19 protein-coding genes are annotated in these 17702 nt (G+C 73.1%); 15 read left to right on the forward strand and 4 right to left on the reverse strand.

Annotated elements, in window-relative coordinates:
* Positions 1–29: 29 nt before the first annotated feature.
* Positions 30–869, reverse strand: a complete 840-nt coding sequence (locus tag ACH9D2_RS01675; RefSeq protein WP_396361021.1) for an aldo/keto reductase — start codon at positions 867–869, stop codon at positions 30–32.
* Between the two features lie 198 nt (positions 870–1067).
* On the reverse strand, positions 1068–1892 hold the full coding sequence (locus ACH9D2_RS01680) for an NAD-dependent protein deacylase (protein WP_396361022.1): 825 nt from the start codon (positions 1890–1892) through the stop codon (positions 1068–1070).
* Between the two features lie 111 nt (positions 1893–2003).
* Between ACH9D2_RS01680 and ACH9D2_RS01685 the strand changes: the two genes are divergently transcribed.
* From ACH9D2_RS01685 to ACH9D2_RS01720, 8 genes are all read left to right on the forward strand, one after another.
* The gene (locus tag ACH9D2_RS01685) at positions 2004–2405 is read left to right on the forward strand and encodes a hypothetical protein (RefSeq protein ID WP_396361023.1); all 402 of its coding nucleotides are present in this window, start codon (positions 2004–2006) and stop codon (positions 2403–2405) included.
* 90 nt (positions 2406–2495) lie between these two features.
* Positions 2496–5426, forward strand: a complete 2931-nt coding sequence (locus ACH9D2_RS01690) for a DUF4040 family protein (protein ID WP_396361024.1) — start codon at positions 2496–2498, stop codon at positions 5424–5426.
* Positions 5426–5881, forward strand: a complete 456-nt coding sequence (locus ACH9D2_RS01695; protein WP_396361025.1) for a sodium:proton antiporter — start codon at positions 5426–5428, stop codon at positions 5879–5881. Before ACH9D2_RS01690 ends, ACH9D2_RS01695 begins: the two co-directional genes overlap by 1 nt.
* Positions 5878–7383, forward strand: coding sequence for a monovalent cation/H+ antiporter subunit D family protein (locus tag ACH9D2_RS01700; protein ID WP_396361026.1), 1506 nt, complete (start codon positions 5878–5880; stop codon positions 7381–7383). The genes ACH9D2_RS01695 and ACH9D2_RS01700 overlap by 4 nt, the downstream gene beginning before the upstream one ends.
* A gap of 5 nt (positions 7384–7388) precedes the next feature.
* A complete protein-coding gene (locus ACH9D2_RS01705; RefSeq protein ID WP_396361027.1) occupies positions 7389–7757 on the forward strand; it encodes a Na+/H+ antiporter subunit E in 369 nt (122 codons plus the stop codon).
* Positions 7754–8011 (forward strand): monovalent cation/H+ antiporter complex subunit F, encoded by a 258-nt coding sequence (locus ACH9D2_RS01710; protein WP_396361028.1) that lies wholly within the window; start codon positions 7754–7756, stop codon positions 8009–8011. Before ACH9D2_RS01705 ends, ACH9D2_RS01710 begins: the two co-directional genes overlap by 4 nt.
* 2 nt (positions 8012–8013) lie before the next feature.
* Positions 8014–8406 (forward strand): monovalent cation/H(+) antiporter subunit G, encoded by a 393-nt coding sequence (locus tag ACH9D2_RS01715; RefSeq protein WP_396361029.1) that lies wholly within the window; start codon positions 8014–8016, stop codon positions 8404–8406.
* On the forward strand, positions 8403–9080 hold the full coding sequence (locus tag ACH9D2_RS01720; RefSeq protein WP_396361030.1) for an MOSC domain-containing protein: 678 nt from the start codon (positions 8403–8405) through the stop codon (positions 9078–9080). The genes ACH9D2_RS01715 and ACH9D2_RS01720 overlap by 4 nt, the downstream gene beginning before the upstream one ends.
* A gap of 97 nt (positions 9081–9177) precedes the next feature.
* On the opposite strand, the gene ACH9D2_RS01725 is transcribed toward ACH9D2_RS01720, so the two are convergent.
* Entirely contained in the window at positions 9178–9846 is a 669-nt protein-coding gene (locus ACH9D2_RS01725; RefSeq protein WP_396361031.1) for a hypothetical protein, read from the reverse strand.
* A gap of 75 nt (positions 9847–9921) precedes the next feature.
* Here ACH9D2_RS01725 and ACH9D2_RS01730 point away from each other — a divergent pair, with 75 nt between their 5' ends.
* From ACH9D2_RS01730 to ACH9D2_RS01745, 4 genes are all read left to right on the forward strand, one after another.
* Positions 9922–10410 carry a MarR family winged helix-turn-helix transcriptional regulator gene (locus ACH9D2_RS01730; protein WP_396361032.1) on the forward strand — a complete coding sequence of 163 codons (489 nt, stop codon included), beginning with the start codon at positions 9922–9924 and terminating at the stop codon, positions 10408–10410.
* Between the two features lie 76 nt (positions 10411–10486).
* Positions 10487–10954: a DoxX family protein gene (locus ACH9D2_RS01735; protein WP_396361038.1), complete on the forward strand. Its 468-nt coding sequence runs from the start codon at positions 10487–10489 to the stop codon at positions 10952–10954.
* A 267-nt stretch (positions 10955–11221) separates the two neighbouring features.
* Positions 11222–13069: an ABC transporter transmembrane domain-containing protein gene (locus ACH9D2_RS01740; RefSeq protein WP_396361039.1), complete on the forward strand. Its 1848-nt coding sequence runs from the start codon at positions 11222–11224 to the stop codon at positions 13067–13069.
* Between the two features lie 3 nt (positions 13070–13072).
* Positions 13073–13642 carry a DUF421 domain-containing protein gene (locus ACH9D2_RS01745; protein WP_396361033.1) on the forward strand — a complete coding sequence of 190 codons (570 nt, stop codon included), beginning with the start codon at positions 13073–13075 and terminating at the stop codon, positions 13640–13642.
* Positions 13643–13702: 60 nt separating this feature from the next.
* Here ACH9D2_RS01745 and ACH9D2_RS01750 read toward each other — a convergent pair whose 3' ends face one another.
* Complete coding sequence (locus ACH9D2_RS01750; protein WP_396361034.1) at positions 13703–14710, reverse strand: AsnC family transcriptional regulator; 1008 nt, start codon at positions 14708–14710, stop codon at positions 13703–13705.
* Between the two features lie 128 nt (positions 14711–14838).
* On the opposite strand from ACH9D2_RS01750, the gene ACH9D2_RS01755 reads away from it, so the two are divergent.
* Genes ACH9D2_RS01755 through ACH9D2_RS01765 form a run of 3 tightly spaced genes read left to right on the forward strand, consistent with a single transcriptional unit; the run spans position 14839 to position 17632 of the window.
* A complete protein-coding gene (locus ACH9D2_RS01755) occupies positions 14839–15594 on the forward strand; it encodes a DUF5058 family protein (RefSeq protein ID WP_396361035.1) in 756 nt (251 codons plus the stop codon).
* A 33-nt stretch (positions 15595–15627) separates the two neighbouring features.
* Positions 15628–16377 (forward strand): hypothetical protein, encoded by a 750-nt coding sequence (locus tag ACH9D2_RS01760; RefSeq protein WP_396361036.1) that lies wholly within the window; start codon positions 15628–15630, stop codon positions 16375–16377.
* A gap of 28 nt (positions 16378–16405) precedes the next feature.
* Positions 16406–17632: an amidohydrolase gene (locus ACH9D2_RS01765; protein ID WP_396361037.1), complete on the forward strand. Its 1227-nt coding sequence runs from the start codon at positions 16406–16408 to the stop codon at positions 17630–17632.
* Positions 17633–17702: the final 70 nt, after the last annotated feature.

A 17702-nucleotide genomic window follows, 5' to 3' on the forward strand; every position in this document is an offset into this window, starting at 1 on the left:
CCCGGGCGTCGCCGGGAGAGAGCCTCGGATCAGTTGAAGTCCTTCGGGTCCGAGCCGATCCGCCCGCCGTTGTCGAGGCCGCTGATCGCCTGGACGTCCTCGTCGTCCAGGCGGACGTCGAGGGCCCCGTGGTTCTCGCGGATCCGCTCCGGGGTGACGGTCTTGGGGAAGACCACGTTGCCGATCGCCAGGTGCCAGGCGATGATGACCTGCCCCGGTGTGGCGCCGTGCTTGCGGGCGATCGAGCCGATCGCGGGGTCCTTCAGCAGGTCGCCGCCCTGGCCCAGGGGGGACCACGCCTCGGTCAGGATGCCGTGGGAGGCGTTGAAGTCCCGCAGCGCGGACTGGTTGAAGTAGGGGTGCAGCTCCACCTGGTTCACCACGGGGACCACGCCCGTCGCGTCGATGATCTCCTGCAGCTCCTCGCGCGGGAAGTTGGAGACTCCGATGGACCGGGCCCTGCCGCTGTCCCGGATCTCCTGGAAGGCCTTCCAGGTCTCCACGTACTTGCCGCGCTTCGGCGTGGGCCAGTGGATGAGGTACAGGTCCACGCGGTCCAGGCCGAGGCGCTCCAGGGAGGCGTCGATCGCCCTCAGCGCGGAGTCGTGGCCGTGGTCGTCGTTCCACAGCTTGGTGGTCACGAAGATCTCGTCGCGCGGGATGCCGCTGTTGGCGATCGCCCGCCCCACGCCCTCCTCGTTGCCGTAGATCATGGCGGTGTCGATGTGGCGGTACCCGGCCTCGAGGGCCTGTCCCACCACGTCCTCGGCGATGTCGGCGTCGATCTGCCACACGCCGTAGCCGAGCTGCGGGATGGTGTGGCCGTCGTGCAGGGTGAGGGCCGGGGACTGCGTCGTGGACTGGGTCATGGACCGTGCCTTTCGTGGGGAGACAGCCCGGGGGCCGTCAGGGAGGGCCGGGAGGAGAACACCCTGGCCCGGTGTCCGTCGATCAGTCTCCAACCGCCGCGGCGCGCTGACAAGAAGGACAGCGTGCTTTCTGCTCTCAGCAATCGGTCGTCGCAATCGGTTGCCGGTGTCCAGCGGGGGGCGGCGGGCAGTCGGCGGTCAGCGGCCGGTGCTCGGCCGCCGGGCCGCCGGGCGGCGGCCGTCCGGCGGGGGCAGGAGGAGCGGCAGCGCCTCGGCCGCGCCGGCCCGCACGGTGCGGTCCGCGTGCGGGGTGAGCGCGGTGTCCTCCGGGTTGACCTCGACCACGGGCGTGCCCCGTCCGACCGCGACCAGCGGCAGGGAGGCGGCCGGCTGCACGAGCCCGGAGGTGCCCACGACGAGCACGAGGTCCGCCTCGGCCACGGCGGCGGCGGCCCGTTCCACGGCCTCCTCGGGGAGCAGCTCCCCGAACCACACGACGGCGGGCCGCACCGGCCCGCCGCACGCGGGGCACTCCGGCAGGCGTTCGCGGGCGGGCTCCGGGGGGTCGGGCGGCCGCTGCGCACCGGTCCCCGCTGCCAGGCCCGGGACGAGGCGCGCCGGGAACGGAGCGCCGCAGACGGAGCAGCGGAACGCGAACAGGCTGCCGTGCAGGTGGGCGAGGACCCTGGAGCCCGCCCGCTCGTGGAGGTCGTCCACGTTCTGGGTGACCACGTGGACGCGGGCGCGGTCCGCCCACCGGGCGACCGCCCGGTGCCCGGCGTTCGGGCGGAGCCGGCGCACCTGCCGGGCCCGCCAGAGGTACCACGACCAGACGAGCTCGGGGTCGGCGTCCCACGCCTCGGGGGTGGCCAGCTCCTCGGGGGACCAGCGGGCCCACAGTCCCGTTCCGGCGTCCCGGAAGGTGGGCACCCCGCTCTCCGCCGACATGCCGGCGCCGGAGAGCACGGTCACCGTGCGGGCGGATCGCGCCAGCTCGAGCAGCTCGGGGTCGGGGGCTTCCATGCCGCCGACGGTATACGCCCGAAACGTCACGGGCCAGACCTCCCGGGGACGGCGCGGGGAAACGGCCGGGCCCGTTGGTCGATCCGCACGCGCGCGTGGTGGAATGAAACCATGAAGTTCAACGTCCAGCGCGTTCTGACACCCGCCTATCTGACCTCCATCGCCCTCGTCGTGGTCGGAGTGCTCCTCGGCCTGGTGTGGTCCCCCGTCGCGGCGTGGCTGTTCGCGCTCGCCGGCCTCGCGCTCAACGCGATGGCCGTGTCCGTCACCGAGATCAACGACGCGCCGCGCGCTCCCGGAACGGCCCCGCGGCGCCGTCCGTCCCTCTCGGCCGGAGACGTCCGCGCCGGCGACCAGGACGGCGCCCTCGCCGAGGACCGTGCTGACGAGCCCGAGGCAGTGCTCCCGCCGGAGGACGCGGGGCGCGGCACGCCCGGCGAGCCGGAGGCCGAGACGCAGGCCACTCCGGTCGTCCCGGCAACGGGTTCGAGCGCCTTCAAGCCGCGGCGCTGACCCCCGGCGGACCCGTTCCGGGTTCCGTGTCGAGGACTCCGCCGGGTCCGCCCACCTCGTTCCCTCCCTTCGACCGGACGGTTGCCAGGCGTGTCCCTCCTCGTCATCCTCGCTCTCGCGGTTCTCCTGGTTCCCGCGGCGGGCGTGCTCGGCCGCTTCGCGGGCCGGAACGCCGGCTGGTCCCTCGCCGGGGGCCTGCTCGCCCTCGCGGGAGGCCTCGTGGCCGCGTGGAACGGCCGGGTGGAGCCGGGGGGCGTGGTCCAGCAGGTCCCGTGGATGCCCACCCTGGGGATCTCCTTCCACCTGCGCCTCGACGGGCTCGGGCTGCTCTTCGGGTTGCTCGTGCTGGTGATCGGCGCGGTGGTCGTCGCCTGGTCGGCCCGCTACCTGGGCCGCGGCGCGCACGCGTCCTTCTACACCCTGATGACGTTCTTCGCGGCGGCGATGCTCGCGCTGGTCCTCGCCGACGACCTCGTGCTCCTGTTCGTGGCGTGGGAGCTCACCACGCTGTGTTCGTTCCTGCTGATCGCCCGCTCCGGGCCGGAGGGCCGCGACCCCGCGATCCGGACGTTCCTGGTCACCGCGGCCGGCGGGCTGTGCCTGCTCACGGCGGTGGCCGTGATGTGGGCCGCGACGGGGACCACACGGCTCAGCGCCGTGCTGGCGGACGGCGTGTGGGACTCGTCCCCCGGTGTCGCCGCGGCGGTCGCCGTGCTCGTGGCCCTGGCGGCCTTCACCAAGTCCGCGCAGTTCCCGTTCCACGCCTGGCTGCCGGACGCGATGGTCGCGATCACGCCGGTGAGCGCGTACCTGCACGCGGCGGCGATGGTGAAGGCCGGCATCTACCTGATGCTCCGCTTCACGGAGGCGCTGCACGCGGTGCCGGTGTGGAACGTCCTGCTCGTGTCGGTCGGTCTGCTCACGGCGCTGATGGGAGCGGTCCTCGCGCTGCAGCGCCACGACCTCAAGGAGCTGCTGGCCTACTCGACGGTGAGCCAGCTGGGCTTCCTGACGGCGACCATCGGCATCGGCACCGAGTACGCGGCCGTCGGCGCCGCCGTGCACGTGGCGGCCCACGCGCTGTTCAAGGCCGCGCTGTTCATGGCCGTCGGCGTGATCGACCACCAGGCCGGCACCCGCGACATCCGGGCCCTGTCCGGGCTGGCCCGCACGATGCCCGCGACCGCGGGGATCATGGTCCTCGGCGCGGCCTCGATGGCGGGGCTGCCTCCGCTGTTCGGCTTCGTCTCCAAGGAGGCGATGTTCAAGGCCATGGCGCACAGCCCCGCCCCGGACGCGGCCGTGTGGCTCGTGGGCACCGTGGCGGTGCTCGCCGCGGCCTGCACCTTCGCCTACTCGGCGCGGATGCTCACCGTGCTGCCCGGCCGGGCCCCGGCGGACGCGCCCCGGGAGGCCCCGGCGGCCTTCCTGGCGCCCGTGGCCGCGGTCGCCCTGGCGGGGCCGGCCCTCGGCCTCGCGGGCTCCGTGGCCGAACCGCTGCTGGGGGCGGCCTCGACCGCCGTGGCCGGGGGCGGCGCCGAACCGGACCTGGGCCTGTGGCACGGGTGGTCACCGGAGCTGTTCATGTCGCTGGCGGTGTTCGGTCTCGGCGGCGTGCTCGTCCTGGGGCGCCGGCCCGTGGACCGCGTCCTGGGCCGGCGGTCGTTCCCCGTGACCGGCGTCGCCGTGGTGGAGGCCTTCCGCCGCGGATCCATCGCCCTGGGGGAGCAGGTCGGCCGGCCCACCCGCTCCGACGTCCCCCGCCGGCACCTGATGCCCCCGGTCGTCGCACTCGTGGCACTGGCCGCGGTGGGTCTGCTGACGGTGGAGGTGCCCGGCCTCTACGGCGACCCGTCCACGCTCACCGACTGGGTCCTGCTGGTCCTCGTGCTCATCGGGGTGGCCCTCGCGCTGCGGGCCCGCAGCCGGGTGGGACTGCTGACCATCGCGGGCGACGTCGGCTTCGCGGTCGCCCTGTGGTTCTACGCCCTCGGGGCCACGGACGTCGCCCTGACGCAGCTGCTCGTGGAGGTGCTCACCGTGGTGGTCATCGTCCTGCTCCTCAACCGGCTGCCCTCCACGTTCCACCGCACCGGCGCGGTCCGGGGATGGGTGGCGGCGGGCGTGGCGGTCCTGGCGGGCGCGGGCGCGGCGGCCGCCACCTGGCTGCTCACGGACCGGCGGGCGCTGTCCCCCGCCGGGAGGTACTTCCTCGAGGAGGGAGAGGAGCAGACGGGCGGCACGAACGTGGTCAACACGATCCTCGTGGACTTCCGTGCCCTGGACACCCTCGGCGAGCTGACGGTGCTGGGCGTGGCCGGCCTCGCGATCGTGGTGGCCATCGAGTCCCGCGGCCTGCTCCCCAAGCGGCCGAGCCCGATCACCGAACCGGACGCCTCACCGATCCGCAGCCCCCGGGACAACACGCTGGTCCTGCGGGTCACCGCCCGCACCCTGGGCCCCATCATCGTGGCGCTGTCCCTCTTCTTCCTGCTGCGCGGGCACAACGCCCCCGGCGGAGGGTTCATCTCCGCCCTGATCGGCGCCGCCGGCATCGCCCTGGTCTACCTCACCGCCCCCGACGACCGCGTCAGCCGCATGCGCCTGCCCTACACGCGGTTCATCGGCGCGGGCGTCGTGGTCGCCGTCGTGGTCGGGCTGCTGGGGCTGCTCGAGGGCTCCTTCCTCCGTCCGCTGCACGTCGACGTGCTCGGCCTCAAGGTCACCACGGCGCTCGTCTTCGACGTCGGCGTCTACCTCGCCGTGGTCGGGGTGATCGTCGCCGCCATCAGCCGGCTCGGCGTCGACGAGAAGGAGCCCCTTCCCCTGCGCCACGCGGGCTCCGCCTCCTCGGTGCTGCACTACGGCCCCCCTTCCACGACCACCACGGCCACGCCGCACAGCAGCGAGACGGCGCCCATCGGCGTGGTGCACGACGAGCAGGACCGGACCCTTCCGCCGCTGCCGGGACGCCCGGGCCCCTTCCGCGCGCGGCGCCCTGCCGCCGGAGAGGAGCGCTGATGGCGATCGCCCTGACCGTCGGCGTGCTCGTCGCCGGAGGAGTGTTCATGATGCTGCGCCGGGGCATGGTCCGCGTGGTCATCGGCTTCATGTTCCTCAGCCACGCCGTGAACCTGATCATCCTCGCCGCCGGCGGGGCCGACCGGCGCGGTGAGGCGCTCGGGGGAGGCCCTGATCCGGCGACCACGGCCGATCCTCTGCCCCAGGCCTTCGTGCTGACCGCCATCGTCATCTCGTTCGCCGTGACGATCTATCTGCTGGTGCTCGCAGTGACCGGCGACGCCGACGACGACACCGACCTCGAGCTCACCGGCCGGGAGACGGAGACCCCCACCTTCATCGACGACGCCGGAGGGTCCACGGCGCTCGCGGCCGACGAGCTCCGTCCCCGTGCCGTGCGCCGCACCGGCAGCCACTCGTCCAGGAGGAGAAGGTCCCCGGGTGGTCGCGCATGAGCGCGGACCTGCTCCCGCTGTTCGTCGTCGTCCCGCTGCTCGCGGCGGGAGTGCTCGTGCTGCTGGGCGACCCCCGCGGCGTCAGCCGGACCACGCTGCTGGGCGTGCTCGGGGTGGACGTCGTGGCGTCCCTGTGGCTCGTGGCCGCCCTGCGGGACGGTCCGACCGTCCTGGCCCACGCCGTGGGCCAGTGGCCCCCGGGGGTGTCCATCCCCTTCGTCGCCGACATGCTCACGGCGCTGATGCTCGCGATGACGGGTGGTCTCACCCTGATCTGTGCGTGGTTCGGGGTGGTCTCCCACCAGGCGCGCAAGCGGTTCTTCGCGCCGCTGGTGCTCGTGCTGACCGCCGGGTTCAACGGCGCGCTGCTGACGGCGGACCTCTTCAACCTGTTCGTGTTCATCGAGACGATGCTCCTGCCCTCGTACGGCCTGATCATCCTCGCCCACCGGGGCCGCGGGCGGCTGATGCAGGTGACGTCCGCGCGGATCTACGTGACGGTCAACCTGCTGGCCTCGACCGTGCTGGTGGCCGGGGTCGCCCTCGTCTACGGCGTCGCGGGCACCGTGAACCTGGCCGAGCTCGCCGGCCGCGCCGCGGAGGACTCCGCGGTGGCGATCGCGGTCGCGGTCGTGCTCTTGGCCCTGTCCGTCAAGGCGGCCGTGGTGCCCGTGCACGGCTGGCTGGCCCGGACCTACCCGTTCATGTCCCCCACGGTCACGGCCCTCTTCTCCGGGCTGCACACCAAGGTGGCGATCTACGCGATCTACCGGATCTACGCCGTGGTGTTCGACGGCGCGGAGGAGTTCCTGTGGGTCGGTCTCGTGATGTTCTCCGTGACGATGGTCGTGGGCGTGCTCGGGGCCGTGGGCGAGCGGGACGCCCGCAGCGTCCTGGCCTTCCACATGGTCAGCCAGATCGGCTACATCCTGCTGGGCGTCGCCCTCTTCGGCCCGGCGGGCCTGACCGCCGGGATCTTCTACCTGCTGCACCACACGGTCGTGAAGGCCTCGCTGTTCCTGTCGATCGGCGCGGTCGAGATCGGCTACGGACGCTATCCGCTGGGCCACGTCACGGGACTGCTCCGGCGCGAGCCCCTGACCGCGGCCGTCTTCTTCGTGGCGGCCATGTCCCTGGTGGGCCTGCCGCCGTTCTCGGGCTTCGTGGCCAAGCTGTCCCTCGTGCTCGCCGCCTTCGGGGAGGGGCGGACGGCGGTGGCGGCGGTCGCGGTGGTCGTGAGCCTGTTCACGCTGCTGTCCATGCTCAAGGTGTGGGGGAAGATGTTCCTGGGCGAGCCGGAGGACTCGGCCCGGGAGGTCCTCGAGACCGCCGGCGTGCGGGAGCCGCGCATCCCCGCCCGGCTCGTGGCACCGGCGCTGGTCCTGGCCCTGGTGACCCTGACGTTCGGCGTGGGCGGGGAGCTGCTCCTGGGGGTCTCCGCCGTGGCGGCCGACGGGCTGGTCGACACCCGGGCGTACGTGGAGGCGGTGTTCGGGACATGAAGTGGATGACGTGGTTGCCCCGCTTCGTCGGGTTCCTGCTGTGGTTCGCCAGGGAGGTCCTGGTCTCGAACCTCACGGTGATGCACGATGTGTTCACCGTGCAGCAGCGGTCCTCCCCGATCGTCGTGCGCTTCCGGAGCCGGTGCCGCAACGAGTTCGAGACCGCCACGCTCGCCGTGCTCATCTCCCTGACCCCGGGAACCCTGACCCTCGCCACTGTCTTCCGGGACGGGCACGAGGACGGGAGGCCCCCCGACTACGATCTCTATGTGCACGTCATGTACGACGACGACCCGGACTCGGCCCGGCGCCGTCTTCGCGAGTTCGAGGCCCGCCTGCTGCGGGCCGTCCGGGCGGAAGGAGCACCGCCGTGATCGGCATCCTCTTCGGCGTGCTGGTGCTGACGGCTTCCGTCGTGGTCGCCGGCATCCGGATGTTCGTGGGTCCCAACGACGCCAACCGGGTGATCGCCTCGGACCTGCTGTTCTTCTCGGTGATCGGTCTCGTCGCCCTGCTGGGGGTCCTGGTGGGCAGCCGGGCCGTGTTCGACCTCGTGCTCGTGGCGACGCTGGTGGGCCTCCTGGCCACGGTCTCGCTCGCCCGGGCCCTGACCAACGGGAGGCGGTGAGCATGGTCTTCGACCCCGTCCTGCACGAGCACCTCTGGATGAGCGTCGCCGGCCAGGTGCTGATCGTGCTGGGCTCCCTGGTGTTCCTCACCGCCATGGTGGGCCTCGTGCGCCTGCCGGACCTCTACACCCGGTCCTCGGCCGTGGCCACCGCAGCCGGCGTGGGCATCGCCCTCATCCTCCTGGGCGTCTTCTTCTTCGTCCCGGGGGTCACGACGGCGATCAAGCTCGTGGCCGCGGTGCTGCTCCAGCTGGTGACCTCCTCCGTGGGTGCCATGGCGGTCGTCCGGTCCGGCTACCTGATCGGCTCGGCGGTGTATTCTCCGACCCACCACAACGAGCTCGAGGAGCGCACCGAGGGGGCTCCGGACCCCGGGATGGAGGACCGCTCATGACCGCCCACGTCGAGAGTGTCAACGTCGGCCGTGCGGAGGTGAACCCCGCCAAGCGGAACCGGCCCACGGGCATCCGCAAGCGCCCCGTGGACGGTCCGGTGGAGGTCCGCGAACCGGGTCCGCGCCGGGGCGGGCTCGGCTCGGGCCTGGCCGGCGACTTCATCGGCGACGGCAAGTACCACGGCGGCACGGACCAGGCGGTGTACGCGTTCGCGCGCGAGGAGCTGGACTTCTGGGAGCGGGAGCTGGGGCGGGAGATCCCCGACGGCTTCTTCGGGGAGAACCTCACGCTCTCCGGCTTCGACGTCGACGGAGCGCAGCTGGGCGACGTCTGGCGGATCGGCGAGGTCCTGCTGCAGGTCACGGACGCGCGCATCCCCTGCGGCACGTTCCGCGCGAGCATGGAGGTGCGCGGCTGGCTGCGCCGCTTCACGGAGCGGGGCCGCTCCGGGGCCTATCTGAAGGTCCTGTCGCCGGGCACGGTGCGGGCCGGGCTGCCGGTCGAGCTGGTCCGCCGCGCCGGGCACGGGGTGGGCGTGGCCGACGCCTTCCGGGCGCAGACCACCGAACGGGACCGGATGCCGGAGCTGCTGCGCGCGGGGGAGGACCTGTGCGAGCAGCTCCGGCTGCGGGTCGAGGAGGAGCGGCGGGCGGCCGCCCGGAGCGGCGGGTGAGCCGCCGCTGCAGGACTCCGCGGCGCGGCCGCACGGTCCCCCTGTGCGGAGGGCTCCGCAGCCCGTCACCGACCAGGTCGCGGAACCACCGTGCCGGTCAGTTGAGGGCGGCGCCCCGGTAGACCTGTGCGACCTGCTCCTCGGAGAGCCGGGTGTCGATCACGGTGGTCCCCTCCGGGTCGTCGCGCAGGAAACGGACGGGCCCGTGCGAGCCGACCTCCAGGAGGAGCGCGGCGTCGGCGTCGTAGAGGGCCTCCACGACGGTGCTGAACCGGTCCCCCTGCACCGGGGTCACGGACAGCTCGAGCCGGGCGCGGACACGGCCGCCGCCCCCGGCGGTGGCCTCGTCGGGGTCCCCGGTGGCGGCCGCGTCCTCGCCGACCGGCTCGAGGGCGAGCTCCCGGACGACGCCCACGCCGTGGTCCACGACGTTCGCCAGGCGTGCGCCCAGCCGGCCCTGCGCGGTCGTGAAGGCGCGCCGGAGCCGGGTCGTCCACCACAGGGCCGTGGCCACGAGCAGCACGGCGACGAGGGCGAGGAACAGCACCGAGCCGGACCGGGACCACTGCTGCCACAGCAGGACCACGGCGAGCGCGGTCAGCACCGGGACCACCAGCAGCAGCGACGTGCCCAGGCGCTCGCCCAGCGAGGGGCGGTCGGGCGCGCCGCCGTCGCCGGGGGCGGTGCGCAGCCGCCGCATGACCTGGACGTCGAAGTCGCGGTCGTCCGCGGGTACGGGCCGGGGCCAGGTGCCGAGGGAATCCATGGCTCCCATTATGGGGGCGCGCTCGGCGGCCATGTTCCCATGAGGCGTCAAGGACCGGCTCGTAGAATCGGCCCCATGACCGAGACCCGATGGCTGTCCCCCGAGGAGCGAGAAGCCTGGCTGGCCCTCGTCTCCATCATGTTCACGCTGCCCGGCAGCATCGAGTCCCAGCTGCAGGCGGAGGCGGACCTGAGCCTCGCCGAGTACCTGGTGCTCGCGATGCTCTCGGAGGCTCCCGACCGGCGGCGGCGCATGTCGGACCTCGCGGCGGCCACGAACACCTCCCAGTCCCGGTTGTCCCGGATCGTCGCGCGCCTCGAGCGCGACGACCTGGTGGTGCGCGCGGGCGGCGAGAAGGACAAGCGGGTGGTGCTCGCCGAGATCACCGACCGCGGCCTGGAGCGGGTCGAGCAGGTGGCCCCGGGCCACGTGGAGCACGTCCGGCGGACGGTGATCGACCGATTGACGCCGGTCCAGGTCCAGCAGCTCGCCCTGATCGGACGCCTGGTCGACGACTCCGCGGCCGGCCCCACGGCCCGGGGACTGGCCTCGGACCAGCCGTGACGCACGGCACCGGCCGGCAATAAGCTTGACAGGGAAAGTAACTGTGCCCTACGGTGGTGACATGTCCACAACAGAGATGCCGCAGCGCACGTCCCCCGTCCGTTCCTCCGCCCCCGCCGCCGACTCCTCCGCGGCGACCCTCGGCCTGACCCTCCTGCGCGTGGTCCTCGGCGCCACGTTCCTCCTGCACGGCTGGCAGAAGTTCACCGAGTGGACCGTCGCCGGCACCCAGGCCTCCTTCGCCCAGATGGGCGTCCCCGCCGCCGAGCTCGCGGCGCCGGTCGTCGCCGCCCTCGAGCTCGTGGGCGGGCTGATGCTCCTCCTGGGCCTCGGCACCCGCGTGGTCGCCGCGCTCCTGGCCCTGGACATGCTGGGCGCCATCGTGCTCGTGCACCTTCCCGCCGGCTTCTTCGCCGCCGACGGCGGTGTCGAGCTCGTCCTGCTGCTCGCCGCCGCGGCCGTCCTCTACGCCCTGGCCGGTGCCGGCCGCTGGTCGCTGGACCACGTCATCGCCGGGAAGCGCCGTTCCGCCGTCCGCGCCTGATCCTTCCCGGGCCGTCCTCCCGGAGGCCGCCCGGCACCGGAACGCCCAGCCCCCGCCCCGCAGGATCCTGCGGCGCGGGGGCTCGTCGTCGTCCGCCGTCCGCGCCCCGGCGCCGGCCGGCGGGCGGCGGACGCGGAGGTGTCGGCCCGGGCGCGTAAAATCGTTCCCGGCGCGGCGCGCACGACCACCACGGGGCCGCGCCGGATCCAGCGCGGGTGATCCCCGCAGATCGGGGTTGGGCGCATGAGCATGCAGAACTCGCCGTACATGGTGCTGTGGCGCACCGTCCAGGGCCAGGAGGTCAAGGACCGGAAGATCGATCGGGCCACGCTCCGGCGCATCGTCTCCTTCGCGCGCCCGCACAAGACGAGGCTCACGGTGTTCCTGGTCGTCTCGGTGCTGACGGCCCTGCTCGGCGTGGTCACCCCGATCCTCGCCGGCGACGTCGTCCGCGCCATCAACGCCGGGGACGAGGTCTCGGTGGTGGTCTGGCTCGCGGTGGCCATCGCGGCGGTGGCGATCGTGGACGCGGGGCTCAACGTCCTCAACCGGTGGCTCTCCTCCCTGATCGGCGAGGGCCTGATCCTGGACCTGCGCACCGCCGTCTACGACCACGTGCAGCGGATGCCGATCGCCTTCTTCACCCGCACGCGCACAGGGGCCCTGGTCTCCCGGCTCAACAACGACGTGATCGGCGCCCAGCGGGCGTTCTCCAACACGCTCTCCGGCGTGGTGAGCAACGTCGTCTCCCTGATCCTGACCGTGGTCGTCATGGTCTCGATCTCGTGGCAGGTCACCGCGCTGTCCGTGCTCCTGCTGCCGATCTTCCTGGTCCCGGCCCGGGCGATGGGCGGGCGGCTGGCGAGCCTGCAGCGGGAGGCGGCCCAGCACAACGCGTCCATGTCCACGCAGATGACCGAACGGTTCTCGGCCGGCGGCGCCACCCTGGTCAAGCTCTTCGGCCGGCCCGAGGCCGAGGCGGCCGAGTTCGAGAGCCGCGCCGGCCGCGTCCGGGACATCGGCGTGCGGGTGGCGATGCTGCAGACCGTGTTCGTCACGGCCCTCACGCTGGTCTCCGCGCTGGCCCTGGCCCTGGTCTACGGGCTCGGCGGCGCGCAGGCGATCCTCGGCAACCTGGACGCGGGCGCGGTCGTGACCCTCGCCCTGCTGCTCACCCGGCTGTACACCCCGCTGACCATGCTCGCGAACGCCCGGATGGACGTCATGAGCGCCGTGGTGAGCTTCGAGCGGGTCTTCGAGATCCTCGACCTCGTCCCCCTGATCCAGGAGCGGCCGGGCGCCCGGTCGCTGCCGGCCGGCCCGGCGTCGGTGGAGTTCGACGACGTCCGCTTCGCCTACCCCTCCGCCGAGGAGGTCTCACTGGCCTCGCTCGAGGACGTCGCGGTGCTCGACTCCCGGGGCGGCGAGGAGGTGCTGCACGGGGTGAGCTTCACGGTCCTGCCCGGGCACACCGTCGCCCTCGTCGGCTCCTCCGGCGCGGGCAAGTCCACCATCGCCCAGCTCGTGGCCCGGCTCTACGACGTCAGCTCCGGGGTAGTGCGGATCGGCGGCATGGACGTGCGGGACGCGACGTTCGCCTCGCTGCGGGAGACCATCGGGATGGTGACCCAGGACGGGCACCTGTTCCACGAGTCGATCCGGGAGAACCTCGCGCTGGTGAAGCCGGAGGCCACGGACGACCAGCTGTGGGACGCGCTGGCCCGGGCCCGCATGGAGCACGTGATCCGCTCCCTCCCGGACGGGCTGGACACCGTGGTGGGCGAGCGCGGCTACCGGCTCTCCGGCGGGGAGCGGCAGCGGCTGACGATCGCCCGCCTGCTGCTCGCGGCCCCGCGCGTGGTGATCCTCGACGAGGCCACATCGGCGCTGGACTCCACCAACGAGGCCTGCGTCCAGGCGGCCCTGGGCGAGGCGATGGAGGGGCGCACCGCCCTGGTCATCGCCCACCGGCTCTCGACCATCCGCTCCGCCGACCAGATCCTGGTGGTCGAGGACGGCCGGATCGTGGAGCGCGGCCGGCACGCCGAGCTGCTCGCCGTGAGCGGGCGCTACGCGGAGCTCTACGAGACGCAGTTCGCGGACCAGGAGGTCTGACCCGTGCTCGACGACGCCGTGGCCCTCCTCGGCGTGGACGCTCCCGGGGCGCTGGCGGTGGTGGCCTCGGCCGTGGGGATCTACCTGGCGTTCCTGCTCATGGTGCGGCTCTTCGGCCAGCGCGTGCTGTCCCGGCTCTCGACCTTCGACGCGGTCGTGGCGGTCATGCTCGGCGCCGTGGCCGGGCGCGCGGTCCTGGGGGACACGCCCACGCTCGCCGCGGGCGTGCTGGGACTCGGCACGCTGTTCGCGCTCGAGGCGGGGTTCGGCCAGCTCCGCGCGGGGATCCGCGTGTCGGCGCTGATGAACAACCAGGCGGTCCTGCTGATGGCCGGCGGACGGGTGCTGGAGGCCAACCTCCACCGGGTCCACGTGGTGGAGTCCGAGCTCTTCGGGGCCCTGCGGGAGGCGGGCGTGCGCGACCCGGACGAGATCGCGTGCGTGGTCTTCGAGGCCTCCGGCACGATCAGCGTCCTCCGGCGCGGCAAGCCGCTCGACCCCCGGATGCTCGCGGGCGTCAGGGACGCCCACCTGGTCCCGGAGGACCTCCTGCGGGACCCGGACCGGGACTGAGCGCCGCCGCACAGGTCCCGCCCGCCGCACACCCCTGCGCGGCCGGGGCGGTGGACGGCGTCACCGGGCGGCCGGACCGAGCTCGGTCACCACCTCGCCGGTCGCGGTCGAGTCGTCGCGCAGCATCCAGCCCATGCGCTTGTGGGTCCGGACCCCCACGTCGGACTCCACGACCTGGACCCCCGGCGCGGCGGCCTGCAGCTCGGCCTCGACGTCGAAGATGTCCCCGGGGGTGCGCAGCCAGAGCAGGAAGGTGAGGTTGGTGTCCCCGGTGGTGGAGGCGCACAGGCGCAGCGTCCGGTGGGAGCGCAGGGTCCGCACGGCCGCCTCGAGCTGTGCGGGCGGCACCCGCACGTACCACTGGCACGACACCGGGTAGCCGGAGTACTGCTGGGCCAGTTCGCAGCGGAGGGCGACGAGACCGGTCTCGAGCGCCTGGCGCAGGTGCCGGGCCGCCGTCGTCGGGTGGGTGCCCGTCGCGGCGGCGATCTCCGCCGCGGTGGCGCGCCCGTCGCCCTGGAGCACGGCCGTCAGCTCCTCGAGGCGGGCGGGGGTGGCGCCGTGCGGACGGTGCACCTCCGGCCGCAGGGCGCTCACGCGGCGCTGCTGCTCCGGGGACAGCACGTCGAGGCGCCAGTTGCTGCCGATCGCGTGGAGCCGTGTGGCCACCGTGAGCTGGGCCCGCAGGATCGCGGGATCGGCCCGCACCAGCGGCAGCACGTCCTGGGTCATCTGCTCCCAGCTGCGGGTGAGGACGGTGAGCCGGACGTCCCAGGCGCGCGCGGACTCCTCCACGGTGCCGATCTCCGGCACGGCGCACAGCCGCTCCAGCACCTCGGCCCGGCGGCCCGGGCGGCACTCGAGGCCGATGAACGTGGCGCAGCCCTGCGTGCCGGAGGTGCCGAGGTGGGCGGTGACCCAGCTGCGGCCGTCGGCCCGGAGCCGGTCCCAGCGAGCGGCGAGGGTGGTGGGGTGGCGGCCGAGCGCGGCCCCCAGCTGGGTCCACGTCGCCCGCGGTGCGATCTGCAGGGCGTGGACGAGCTCGAGGTCCTCCGCGGGCAGTTCCATGCTGGTTCCTTCGGTCGAACGGGGAATCAATGCAGGCTTTCAAGGATATCTCGGCAAGGTGATGGACGTCACGTCACTCTCGAAGAAGACGCCCTCCTCCACCGATCCGACCACCTCTGGGAGCTCCCATGAAACTGCGCACCGTTGTCGACGGCGCCTCCACCGACATCCTGGCCGTGGCGAACCTGCCCGTGCTGTGGATCTGCGCCCTCGGCGTCTTCGCCGTCATCGTCGTCCAGACCCTCATCTACGTCCGGGCCGCCCGCACGGCGGCTCCCGCCGCCGGGGTGAGTTCCGCCGAGCTCAGGACCTCCTTCCGCGCCGGGGCGGTCTCGGCGGTCGGCCCGTCCCTGGCCGTGGCCCTCGTCGCCGTGGCGCTGCTGACCGTCTTCGGCACCCCGGCCGTGCTCGTGCGGATCGGGCTGATCGGATCCGTGTCCTTCGAGACCGGTGCGGCCAGCATCGCCGCGGGCACCATGGGCGCCGACCTGGGCGGACCGACCTACACGCAGGGCGTGTTCGCCGTGGCGTTCATGGCGATGAGCCTGGGCGGGGCGATGTGGATGCTCGCCACGCTGATCCTCACCCCGCTGCTCAAGCGCGGCGACGTCAGCCTGCGCAAGGTCAATCCCGCCGTGATGACGGTGGTCCCCGGGGCTGCCCTGCTCGCGGCCTTCTTCGCCCTCGGGCTCGGGGAGCTGCCGAAGTCGGGCAACCACGTGGTGGCCTTCCTCGTCTCCGCGGCCGTGATGGCGGCGTGCCTGGGGATCGCCAAGGCGCTCCGGGCCCAGTGGGTCCGCGAGTGGGCCCTGGGCATCGCCATCCTGACCGCGCTGGTCGTCACCTACTTCACCGTCGGCGCCGGCGTGTTCCCCAGCGCCTGAGCCCGCGCCCGAGACCACCGAAGGACTTCTGCCATGACCACTGTGAACTCCGCCGTTCCTGCCCTCGAGCAGTTCGACACGACCACCGCCCGCTGGGGCCGGCTGACGATGATCGCCGGGCTGCTCTTCGCCCTGGCCGGCCCCACCTACCTCGTGCTCTTCAGCGGTCTGGACGTGGACCACGCCAGGATCTGGACCGCCCTGCTGGCGATCGCCGGCACCTTCGGGGTGCTGTGGATCGTGGAGCCGCTGACCTACTACCCGATCCTGGGCCAGGCCTCGATGTACCAGGCGTTCATGATCGGCAACATCTCCAACAAGCTGCTGCCCTCGGCGCTGATCGCCCAGGCGGCCATCGGCGCCAAGCCGGGCACGCGGCGCGGTGAGCTCGCGGCGGTGATGGCCATCGGCGGTGCGGCAACGGTGCACCTCGTCTCGCTGCTGATCTTCGTCGGCGTCCTCGGGACCTGGCTGGTCAGTGTCGTCCCGGCCGACGTCGTGGCCGTGGTCCAGACGTACATCCTGCCCTCGGTCCTCGGCGCGGTGCTCGTGCAGGCGATCGTCTCCACGCGCAGCCTGCGCATGACGGTCATCGCCGGCGTCGTCTCCGCCGCCGTCGTGTTCGTCCTCGTGCCCACGATCCCTTCGCTCGCCTTCTTCGGGACCGCCATCGCGGTGATCAGCACCGCCGTGCTGGCGTGGTTCCTGCGCGACCGGTCGGCCCCGGCCGACCCGGTCGCGGACAGGATGCAGGACCCCGCGGACGAATTGCCCATCGACTAGCACCGTTCCCCCGAAAGGACACCGCACCATGACCACCACCACATATCCGCAGCTGACCGACGGGCTGCGCCTGCAGATGCACCAGCTGTACCGCGAGCTGCACGCGAGCCCGGAGCTGTCCATGCAGGAGCACGCCACCGCGGCCCTGATCGAGCAGCGCCTCACCGCGCTGGGCATCGAGAACTTCCGGTGCGGCGGCACCGGCGTGGTCGGGGTGCTGCGCAACGGCGAGGGGCCCACGGTGGCCTTCCGCGCCGACACCGACGGCCTGCCGCTGGCCGAGGACACGGGGGTGGACTACGCCAGCACGGCCACCGGACGGCTGGAGGACGGGACCGAGGTCCCCGTGATGCACGGGTGCGGCCACGACACGCACGTGGCCGTGCTGCTGACGGCCGCCGAGCTGCTGGCCGGGGCGCGGGACGCCTGGGCCGGGACCGTGGTGCTCGTGTTCCAGCCCGGGGAGGAGACCGCCGCCGGCGCCCGGGCCATGCTCGAGGACGGGCTGTGGGAGAAGGCGCCGCTGCCGGAGGTCGTCCTCGGCCAGCACGTGATGCCCTCCCTGGCGGGCACGGTCAGCTACTCGGTGGGCGACGCCATGGCGCTGGCCGACTCGTGGCGGGTCACCGTGCGCGGCGAGGGGGCGCACGCGTCCCAGCCCCAGGACGCCGTCGACCCGATCGTGCTCGGGGCGCACATGATCACCCGGATCCAGACCATCGTCTCCCGCGAGATCGACGCGCGCCGGGCCGCGGTGGTCACCGTCGCGACCTTCCACGGCGGGCTGAAGGAGAACATCATCCCGGCCACCGCCGAGTTCACGCTCAACGTGCGCACCTTCGATCCCGCCGTCCGTGACCACGTGCTGGGGGCCCTGCGGCGGATCATCAGTGCGGAGGCGGCGGCCTCCGGGGCCCCGGAGCCTGGCATCGAGGAGATCTCGACCTTCCCCCGCAACTACAACGATCCCGAGGCCACCACCGCTCTCGTCGAGCGGTTCCGGCAGGTGCTGGGGGAGGACAGCGTGGTGGAGATCGAGCCGCCGATGGGCTCGGAGGACTTCGGGGCCCTCGGCGCGGCGATCGGGGTGCCCTCGGTGTTCTGGATGTTCGGCGGCCACGACGCGGCCACCCTCGAGGGGGAGGGGCCCGTGCCGGTGAACCACTCCCCGTTCTTCGCCCCGGCGGTCGAGCCGACCCTCTCCACGGGGGTGCGGGCCGCTCTCACCGCCATCCTCTCCCGGGTGGGCCGCTGATCGCAGCCCCCGTCGTCGGTTGCTTCCATCGGCTGGGCCATGGCACGGAGGGGAGGCCGGCCCGGTTCCC

Source organism: Kocuria rhizosphaericola (genome assembly GCF_044462205.1).
Lineage (GTDB): Bacteria > Actinomycetota > Actinomycetes > Actinomycetales > Micrococcaceae > Kocuria > Kocuria rhizosphaericola.